The 9,606-nt window shown below is 69.5% G+C and carries 6 protein-coding genes; all 6 read right to left on the bottom strand.

Going from position 1 to position 9,606, the window contains the following annotated elements:
• Positions 1–58: 58 nt before the first annotated feature.
• The 6 genes from AB0B48_RS29430 to AB0B48_RS29405 all read right to left on the bottom strand — a co-directional run bounded on the left by AB0B48_RS29430 (position 59) and on the right by AB0B48_RS29405 (position 9,450).
• Positions 59–1,036 carry a hypothetical protein gene (locus tag AB0B48_RS29430; RefSeq protein WP_357207148.1) on the bottom strand — a complete coding sequence of 326 codons (978 nt, stop codon included), beginning with the start codon at positions 1,034–1,036 and terminating at the stop codon, positions 59–61.
• Positions 1,037–1,068: 32 nt separating this feature from the next.
• Positions 1,069–2,598, bottom strand: coding sequence for a plastocyanin/azurin family copper-binding protein (locus tag AB0B48_RS29425; RefSeq protein ID WP_357207146.1), 1,530 nt, complete (start codon positions 2,596–2,598; stop codon positions 1,069–1,071).
• 8 nt (positions 2,599–2,606) lie between these two features.
• Complete coding sequence (locus AB0B48_RS29420; protein WP_357207144.1) at positions 2,607–6,554, bottom strand: ThuA domain-containing protein; 3,948 nt, start codon at positions 6,552–6,554, stop codon at positions 2,607–2,609.
• Positions 6,555–6,577: 23 nt separating this feature from the next.
• A complete protein-coding gene (locus AB0B48_RS29415) occupies positions 6,578–7,582 on the bottom strand; it encodes a multicopper oxidase domain-containing protein (protein WP_355008615.1) in 1,005 nt (334 codons plus the stop codon).
• Between the two features lie 306 nt (positions 7,583–7,888).
• The gene (locus AB0B48_RS29410; protein ID WP_357207143.1) at positions 7,889–8,728 is read right to left on the bottom strand and encodes an amino acid ABC transporter ATP-binding protein; all 840 of its coding nucleotides are present in this window, start codon (positions 8,726–8,728) and stop codon (positions 7,889–7,891) included.
• Positions 8,729–8,733: 5 nt separating this feature from the next.
• Entirely contained in the window at positions 8,734–9,450 is a 717-nt protein-coding gene (locus AB0B48_RS29405) for an amino acid ABC transporter permease (protein ID WP_357207141.1), read from the bottom strand.
• Positions 9,451–9,606 lie beyond the last annotated feature (156 nt).

The raw sequence follows: 9,606 nt of genomic DNA, 5'->3' as shown, positions 1-9,606 counted from the left end.
AGCGGTGGCGGGTCACCCCCGCCCATCCGGGGTGACCGGCCACCGTCGCGTCGATCGGTCAGAGCCGGGCGGCGCCCGCCTCGGTGGCCTCCTGCAGCGCTGAGGTGCGGCGGATCTCGGCCCGCTCGTCGCCGGCGTCCTCGCGGTCGGGAGCGGCCACCCGCGCCGCCCGGTTGGTGCTCGACGCCGCCTGGTCACCGGTCACGCCACCGCGGATCCGGTTGTTGGCGGCCACCTGGGCGACCGGGTCGTTGCCGGTGACTGTCAACTGGCCGTTGATGATGTTGTCGTCGACGGTGACACCACCGGTGGTGCTGGTGATGCTGACGTCAGCACCCCAGTAGCCACCGGAGGCGCAGCTGTCGAGGGCGCCGTTCGGGCCGAGCTGCACACCGCCCAGGTTGCCGGCGAAGGTGGCCCGGCCCTGGACGGCGCTGCCACACACCACGCTCCCGGTGGCGCTGTTGAGCACCGACAGCGTGCCGTCGACGAACGAGTCGTGCAGGTCGGTGTAGTAGGTGCCGGTGCTGCTGAGGTTTCGCTGCACCTGGGTGCCCCGGTCGAGCCGGACCTCGCCGGCGCCGACGTTGACGTGCCCGGTGACCGTCGACGCCTCGGCGAACAGGAAGCTGTCGATGGTCGTGGAGCCCTTCGGCCGTACGGTGACGGTGCCGGTGCGGGCGTCCTTCAGGAAGATGCCGTATCCCCCGGCGGCGAGCACCACCTGGCCGTCGACTGTCGTCTCGGTCGCGTCGAGGTACCCGTCGGCGGCGACGCGTACCTCACCGCTGACCCGGCCACCGGTCACCACCAGGTTGCCGCCGGCCGCGACGGTGACGTTGCCGGTGATCGTGGTGCCGGTGAGCGCGCAGGACTCGCCGGCGGGCACGAGCAGGTCGTTGGGCACTGTCACCGCGCCGCCGGTGCCGATGCAGTGGGTGACCAGGTCGGCGTGTGCGGTGGGCGCCACGGCCAGCACCGAGGCCGCGATGACGGCGCTCACGGTGGCGAGCTTGACGACGGTACGTCCGGGCATCGTGGTACTCCCTGTCGGTGAGGTTCGAGGACTCATGCGCCGATGTCCGATCGGGCCGCGGCCCGGACGATGGCGCCCTGCTGCCGCCGGTCGAGCGTGCCGCCGGTCACGAGTGCGGCGGTGACCGCTTCGACGTGTCGGACGAATTCGGCGTGGCCGGGGTAGTCGGCGTGTTCGTCGATCAGATCGTTGATGGTGCAGCCGTCACCGGTGTCCACGTTGGGCACGCCGGTGTCGCCACCGTCGATGACCACTGTGGCCCGGGTGTCCGAGTCGGGGCAGCGGTCGGTGCTGTCGGCCACCACTGTGAACGACGTCGACTGCTCGGTGGAGGAGTTCCCCGCTGTGTCGGTCGCCCGGTACCGGACTGTGTGCGCGCCGGGTGCGCGGACGGCGACCGGAGCGGCGTACGCCGTCCAGCCTCCGGTGTCGAGCGCGTACTCGATCTTCGCCACGCCCGACTCGGTGTCGGTGGCCGTGACGGTGACGGTCGCGCCGCCGACGTACCCGCCGTCGTCGTTCCGGTCACCGGTCACCGTGGCGGCGACGGTGGGTGGAGTCGTGTCCTCGGCCGGCGGCTCGACGACGGTGAAGTGGGACATCTGCTCCGCCGAGGTGTTCCCGGCGACGTCGGTGGCCCGGTAGTGCAACATGTGCATCCCGGCCGTGTTCACCACGATCGGGTTCGTGTACGCGGTGAAGGCCGCCCCGTCCAGGGCGTACTCGATGGTGGCGACACCGGATCCGCTGTCGGTGGCGGTCAGCGTGGCGGTGGCCGTACCGATGTAGTTGCCGTCGCCGTCGCGGTCGCCGGCCAACGCGGCCGTGACCACCGGTGCTGTGGTGTCCTCCTCCCCCGGCTCGACGATCCGGAACGCCACCGAGCCGACGGCGCTGGTGTTGCCGGCCTGGTCGGTGGCGCGGAACTGCACCGCGTGGTCGCCGATCGCGGTCACCCGCACCGGCTCGGTGTACGGCAGGAAGCTGGTGTCGTCGACCTGGTACTCGACGGTCTGGACCCCCGAGTCGGCGTCGGTGGCGGTCACTGTCACAGTGGCCGCGCCGAGGTAGTTGCCGTCCTGGTCCTGGTCGCCGGAGACCGCGGCGGTCACTGTCGGCGCGGTGGTGTCGCCACCGCCACCGCCGTCGGTGACCACCAGTTCACCGACCATCGAGCTGTGGCCGGGGATCGAGCAGAAGTACCGGTACCGGCCCGGGGTCAGCGTCACTGTCGCCTGGTGGCGGCCGTCGTTGGCGTCGAACGGGCTGGCCAGGATGTTGACTGTGACGTCGTGGTTGTAGCCCTCGGTGCTGGTGTCGAAGGTCAGGGTGTGTGGCATCCCGGTGGTGTTGCCGGTGGCCGCGCTGTTCTCCCAGATGATCGTGGTCGCTCCGGCCACCGCCGTGGTGGGCGCGGACTTGTATCGGGTGATGCTGTCGTCGGCGGTCCAGGTCAACACCTGGTCGGCGGCGACGCGCGGGGCGGCGGAGGCGGGCGTCACTGCCAACGGGATCACCGTGAGCAGGAACGCCGCCAGCGCGGCCGTCAGTCGTCGGGTCATCGTCACTCCTAGAGTTCTCGCGCACGGATGTTGCGGAACTCGGTCAGGTCGTTGTCACCGTGGTTCTGAAGGCCGATGAAGCCGCGCAGGAACTGCCGCAGGTCGGTGGGCGGGTCGCCGGCTCGCGACGACTGCTTGCCCGGCGTGTTGTCGAATTCGTTGATCACCACGCCGTTGCGGATCATCGTGTAGTGCTGCCCGACGGCGCGGATCTCGTAGTCGTTCCACTCGTTCTTTGGCGTGACGCCGGCCTGGGCCAGCGGCACCGGGTCGAAGTTGTAGACCGAGCCGGTCTTCTGCGGCTCACCGGTGTCACCGTCGTAGATCTGGATCTCGTGTCCGCAGTAGATCGCCATCCAGGCCGGCGAGGTCCGCGCCGATCCGACAGTGCCGCAGCTGTCCGGTGGCCGCTGGTCCAGGGGCGTTCGCAGGTCCGGGAACCGGATGAAGACTCCGGTGTTGGCCCGGCCGGCGCCTGGGGCGATGTCCCGGAACTGCAATTTCAGCGAGAAGTCGCCCAGCTCCTTGGTGTGCCAGAGCATGCCCAGGCCACCGCTGGAGCGCAGCGACCCGTCCGGCTGGATGTCGAACTGGCCCGACGGCGCCTGCTGCCAACCGCGCAGCGACTCGGTGGTGCCGTCGAAGAGCGGCTCGTACCCGGTGTGCCCCTCCCGGCCGATCTCCGACGCGGCGGCCAGGCGGGTGAGGGTGCCCGCTTCACGGGTGCTGAGCAGGTCGTCGTCCTGCAACGCGCGGGCGACGGCTGTGACGTGCCGGACGAAACCGTTGTGGTCGGTCCAGGTGCTCTCGTCGTCGATCAGGTCGTTGGCCGTGCAGCCCTGCCCGACCGTGCGACTGGGCACCCCGGTGTCGGTGTCGCCGAGCCATACCGTCGACCGGTCGTCGGGCACCGCGCAGCCCACCGTCACAGTGGTCTGCACCGTCGCCGTCTGACCGTCGGCGTACGTGACGGTCAGCTTCGCGGTGTAGGTGCCGACAGTGGCGTACGTGTGCCGAGGATCCGCCTCGGTCGACGTGGTGCCGTCGCCGAACTCCCAGCGGTGGCTCACGCCGCCGGAGCGGGAACCGGTGAAGGCGATGGTCAGCGGCTTGTTCTGCACGGCGACCGAGGTCGCCGCCGGTGCCGGGGTGGGCGCCCCGCCGGTGTAGGTGACCCGGATCAGCTTCTGGTTCGCGTGCAGGCTGAAGAAGCCGCCGCCGTAGTCGAGGAGGTAGAGCGCGCCGTCCGGGCCGAACTTCGCGTCCATCCAGCTCTGCAACCGGGTGTCGCCGTTGCCACCGGGGATGATGGCCCGCAGCGACTCGGCGTACACCGGTGGGGCGGCCTGCGGCACGCCGGCCGGGTCGACGGTGACCGCGACCCGGTTGGCGGCGTTCGACTGGTCGCCGATGAACCACTTGCCGTCCCAGTGCTCCGGCCACGCCACGCCGCTGGCGGTGTCGACGAGGCTGCGGTGGTACGTCGGGCCGGACATGATGGCCTGCCCGCCGCCGCGCAGGTACGGCTGTGTGTAGGTGGCGTCAGCGGCCACGTAGGTCGGCAGGTTGCTGCCGTCGGTCCGCTTCGGGAACACCGGGCCGCCACCGTCGGGCGAATACCAGATCATGTTGTCCCGGGCCGCCGGGATGTCCTCCAGTCCGGTGTTGCGCGGCGAGGTGTTCTTCAGGTTGTCGCAGTCGTACCAGCCGGTCAGCACTGTCGCGTCGGTGTTGCTGCGGTCGCGGTACGGCTGCCGGTTGCCCATGCAGTAGGGCCAGCCCTGGTTACCGGCGGAGGTGATGATGGTGGCCGTCTCGTACTTCGCCGGGCCCAGGGTCGGGCTGGGCGACGAGGCGTCCGGGCCGACCCAGCCGGCGGTCAGCCACTGGTGCACCGGGTCGATCTGGAGGCGGGCGATGTTGCGTACGCCCATCACGTAGATCTCCGGCCGGGTCTTCTCGGTGCCCGGTGGGAACAGGTTGCCCTCCGGGATGGTGTACGTGCCGTCCGGCTCCGGGTGAATCCGGATGATCTTGCCGGCGAGGTCGTTGGTGTTACCCGAGGTGCGACGGGCGTCCTGGAACGAGATGCCCTGGTACTCCTCGGTCCAGTTGTTGCCGGCGTAACCCTGCGACCCCTCCGAGGAGTTGTTGTCGCCGGAGCCGACGTAGAGGTTGCCCTTGGCGTCGAACGCCATGCCGCCGCCGGCGTGGCAGCAGCTGTGGATCTGCACCGGGAACTGCAACAGGTCCTTGCGGGTGGCCTGGTCGACGGTCTGCGCCTGCCGGTCGTAGGTGAACCGCGAGACGGTCCGCTGACCGACCCGCTTCACCCGGTCGACCGAGTCGTGCGGCATCCAGTAGACGTAGAGCCAGCCGTTCTCGGCGAACGCGGGGTCGGGCACGATGCCGAGCAGACCCTCCTCGTTCTTGACCAACTCCGAGCCGCTGCCCCGGTTGCCCATCACCTCCAGGGTGGTGAGCAGCTTGACCTGCTTGGTTCGCGGGTCCCAGGAGTGGATGGTGCCGCAGCCCAGGCCGACCTTCGGGTTGTTCCAGTCCGCGATGGGGCCGCTCGGGCAGGCCGCCTTGCCGACGTAGAAGACGGTGCCGTCCGGCGCGATGGTGAGCCCGTGCGGCTCGCCGATCTGGTCCAGCTGCCCGGTCTGGTTGGCGGCGGTGAGTCGCTCCACCTTGTAGTTCGCGGCGATGGTGGCCTGGCAGTCGCCGCGTACCCGACCGGTGGTCCAGTTGAGAGCGCCGGTGAGGTGCGTGCGGAACGCCTCCTCGCCGTAGCTGCCCTCGGTGTGGCCCATCCCGGTGTAGAACGACCGGCCGCCGTCGTAGTCCCGGCACCAGGACACCGGGTGGAAGGCGCCGTTGGCGGCCGCCCCCGGGTTGTAGTACCGCTCCTCGACCTGGGCGAGGGTGTGCACCGTGCCGATCGGGTTCGGGTCCCAGTTCTCCCAGCGGTCCGACCGGGTGATGGTGAGCGGCAGCGACGCGGTGGCCGGGTGCTTGCGGTCCAGGATGTTCACCACCGCGCGGTTCACCGCGGGTGGCTCCGGAGCGGTGGTGCTGCCGGTGAACAGGCGCAGGTCGGCGAGCTGGACCAGCGGTTCACCGCTGTTCGCGGTGACGTTGAGCCGGTAGCGCGTGAACTCCTGCGGCGTGGCGATGTCGAACCGGCGGGTCTGGAAGCGGTCCGGGAAGGTCTGCCCGGTGCGGCGGTCCAGGTCGGTCCAGCTCTGACCGTCGGTGGAGCCCTGAAGGGTCCAGTCCTTCGGGTCCCGGCCGGCGGAGTCGTTCGCCGACGTGAGCGCGTACCCGGTGATCTTCTTCGGTGCGCTCAACTCGTACGCCACCCAGGCGGTCGGGGTGCGGACCAGCCACTTCGTGTTGGCGTCGCCGTCGGTCAGCTTCTCCTTGGTCTCGTTGGGCGGGTTCTCGCCGCTGGCGGTCACACGGGTCACCGGCTCGGCGACCGGGATGGCGCCGGCCGGGCGGGTGCCGATCAGCCCGGTGAACCAGGTGGAGTCGACCTGGGCGCGGGCGGCGTCGGCGATGCCGACGAAACCGCCGCCGGCCTTGACGTAGCTCTGGAGCGCCGACTCCTGGTCGCGGTTCAGCGCGGCGCCCGTCGCGGAGAGGAAGACCACGCTGCGGTACGCGGACAGCCCGGCCGCGGTGAAGGCGCCCGGATCCGTGGTGGCCGTGACATCGATGTCATGACCGGCACCAAGCTGTTTGATGGTGTCCACAGCGCGCGACACCGGGTCCTGTTGCTCGGCCACCGGGCCGTGGAACACCAGGACGGCGGTCTTTTGCGGCGACGCAGCCTGCGGGGCGGCCGCCGTTCGTGGTGCGGCCGCGGCAGCGGCCGCCGTCGTCGTCGCCGGGAGCAGTGTCGCCAAGGCCGCTACCGCGGCAAGGGTTCGTCGTAGTTTTCTCGTCATGCCCGTCCCCACTTTCGGTTCGGTCAGCTTCCGTGCGTGTGGGTGTGGCCCTGGAACCGGTGGATCGCCTCCTCGGCGCCCGGCGGCATGCTGCCGTCGGCGTTGCGCACCAGGAAGATCCCGGCCATGCCGCCGTCGGAGTGCGTCTGCACGTGGCAGTGGTACATCCACGCGCCGGGTCCGACGCCCTCCCCGGCCAGCACCTGGAAACCGAACGAGCTGCCGGGGTTGAGGTCCTTGTTGTCGACCACCAGGCTCGGGTCGCTCGGCCCCTCCAACATGCCGGTGCGGTTGTCCGCCCAGCGGTGCGCGTGCAGGTGGAAGGTGTGGAACAGGTTGCCGTGGCCGATGGCGATCCACTCGACGCGCTCGCCCAGGTTCGCCTCGAACATCGGCGTCGCCGGAGCCATCTTGTTGTTGATCATCATGTCGTGGAACACCGCAGTGAACTGCTTCGACGGCAGGATGTCGCCACGCCGCCGGACGATCAGCGCGCCGTACAGTCCCTTCGCGACACCGCCGGTGCCGTGGTCGGTGCCCATCGCGTGATCGTGGTAGTGCCAGTAGCCGGCGCTGCCCGGCATGTACCGCCGACCCGCCGCGGCCACCATCTCGTGCGAGCGCCAGACGTACGTCCGCGTCTCGCCGGGGTTGTTGAACGAGGCGTTGAACGGGCTGCCGTCGGACTCGGTGCTGTAGTCCACCCCGTGCGGATGGATGGACAGCCGCTGGTTGGTGGTGTTGACCAGGGTGATCTCCAGCGTGTCACCCTCGTACATCTCCAGGATCGGCCCCGGAACGGTGGCCTGACCAGGCGCCAGGCCGTACCCGAACAGGTTGCCGGGCAACTGCTCGGCGTAGATGGTGATCTTCTTGGTGACACCGGCGGCGGCCCGGGCGGGGCTGCCGCCGAACGCGGTGCCGATCGTTGGGGCGGACGCGCCCAACGCCCCGGCGGCGAGCGCGCCGGTGGCGATCAGCGATCTGCGGGACAGGTGGCGGTGAGGGCCACCAACGTGATCGTCCATGGGTCTCCGTTCCCAACCGGGCGAAGACGCGACGAGGGCAGGGGTGCATCGACCGCCGAGCACGGGGGCGGTGGCACGACTGAGGTGAGGCTCGTCGCGGACTTTGCTCGGAAGACTCAGAACTTTCGATGGATGACAGCAACTTATGTAATTTATCGACGAAAGTACAGGTCTGATTGCAAAAAGATTACCTTGACATCACGACGTCCGTCGATTGACATGAAGCTGACACGCAGGGCGCACAGAACGGCGCCGGGCTGCCCTCGAAAGAGGCAACCCGGCGCGGAGGACGTACGGCAGCTGTGGTCAGAGGTGGTGGCGGTCGTCCGCCGGCAGGCTGGGGATCTGCGGCGACGCGGGCGACTGGTCCGGCTGGCCGAGCTGCGCCACGTGGGTCGGGTCGAGCACCCGGGAGAGGAACGCGCGGGTCCGTTCGTGCTTCGGCGCGCCCAGCACCTCCTGCGGCGGCCCCTGCTCGACCACCACGCCACCGTCCATGAAAACGACCCGGTCGGCGACGTCGCGGGCGAACGCCATCTCGTGGGTGACCACCATCATCGTCATACCGTCCTCGGCCAACTTGCGCATGACGGTGAGCACGTCGCCGACGAGTTCCGGGTCGAGCGCGGAGGTCGGCTCGTCGAAGAGCATCAGTTTCGGCTCCATCGACAGCGACCGGGCGATCGCCGCCCGCTGCTGCTGCCCACCGGAGAGCTGCGCCGGGAAGGCGTCGGCCTTGTCGGTCAGCCCGACGCGCTCCAGGTTGGCCCGTGCGATCCGCTCGGCCTCGGCCCGACCTCGCCGGAGCACCCGGCGCTGGGCGATGGTGAGGTTGTTCAGGACCGTCAGGTGCGGAAACAGGTTGAACGACTGGAACACCATGCCGATGCCGCGGCGGACCGCGTCGATCTCGACGTCCGGGTCGGTCATCTCGACCCCGTTCACCCAGATCTTGCCGGCGGTCGGCTCCTCCAGCAGATCGACGCAGCGCAGCAGGGTCGACTTGCCGGAACCGGACGGACCGATGACGCAGACCACCTCGCCCTGGCCGACCTCGAAGTCGATGCCCTTGAGCACCTTGAGCGGCCCGAAGGACTTGTGCAGGTCGCGGATCTCCACGGCGGGGCGGGATGGGGTGGTCGTCATCGGGGTCACCGAGCCTTGGCGTAGCGGAGTTCGAGGCGTCGTACCACCTGCGACAGCGGCAGGGTGATCACCAGGTAGGCGAGGCCTGCCACCAGCAGCGGCGTCGCGTTCACCCGGTCGTTGAGCATGTCCCGACCGAACTTGGTGATCTCGATCGTCTGCGCCGTCACTCCGAGCACGTACGCCAGCGACGAGTCCTTGGTGAGCAGGATGAGCTCGTTCGTCAGCGGCGGGATCACGATCCGGAACGCCTGCGGGATCACGATCGTGCGCATGGCGGTGAAGTGCGACATGCCGAGGGTCCGCGCCGCCTCCATCTGCCCCTTCGGCACGGCCTGGATGCCGGCCCGGATCGTCTCCGCCATGTACGCCGCGGCGGTCAACCCGAGGCCGATCGCTATCGAACCGAACACCCCGCCCGGAATCTCACGCTCCGGGAAGGCGATCGGGATGCCGTACCCGACGAGGAAGAGCACCAGCAGCGCGGGCAGACCCCGGAACAGCTCGATGTACGCCGTCGCCACCCAGCGGTACGGCGCCACCCGGGACAGGCGCATCAGCGCCAGGATCGTCCCGAACACGAGGCCGAAGGCGAACGCGCCCAGCGTGTAGAGGATGGTGTTGCGCAGTGCGACGGTGATGATCGTCGGGAACATCGACTTGATGATGTCGACGCGGAAGAACGCGTCGGCCAACCTGTCCCAGTCCGCGGCGACGAGCACCGTGGCGATGATGGCGATGAAGACCAGGTACTGGAGCCCGAGGGACAGCCGCTCCCGCTGGCGGCGTCGCAGCTTCACCGCCGCGGTGGCCATCAACCTCACCTACTTCGACACGTCCACCACCAACGTGATCGCCGGCACCACGGCGGCCGCGGC

Source organism: Micromonospora sp. NPDC049089, from assembly GCF_040648775.1.
Classification (GTDB): Bacteria; Actinomycetota; Actinomycetes; order Mycobacteriales; family Micromonosporaceae; genus Micromonospora.
Note: the sequence above shows the minus strand (reverse complement) of the source record. Positions and strands in the feature narration are given on the sequence as shown.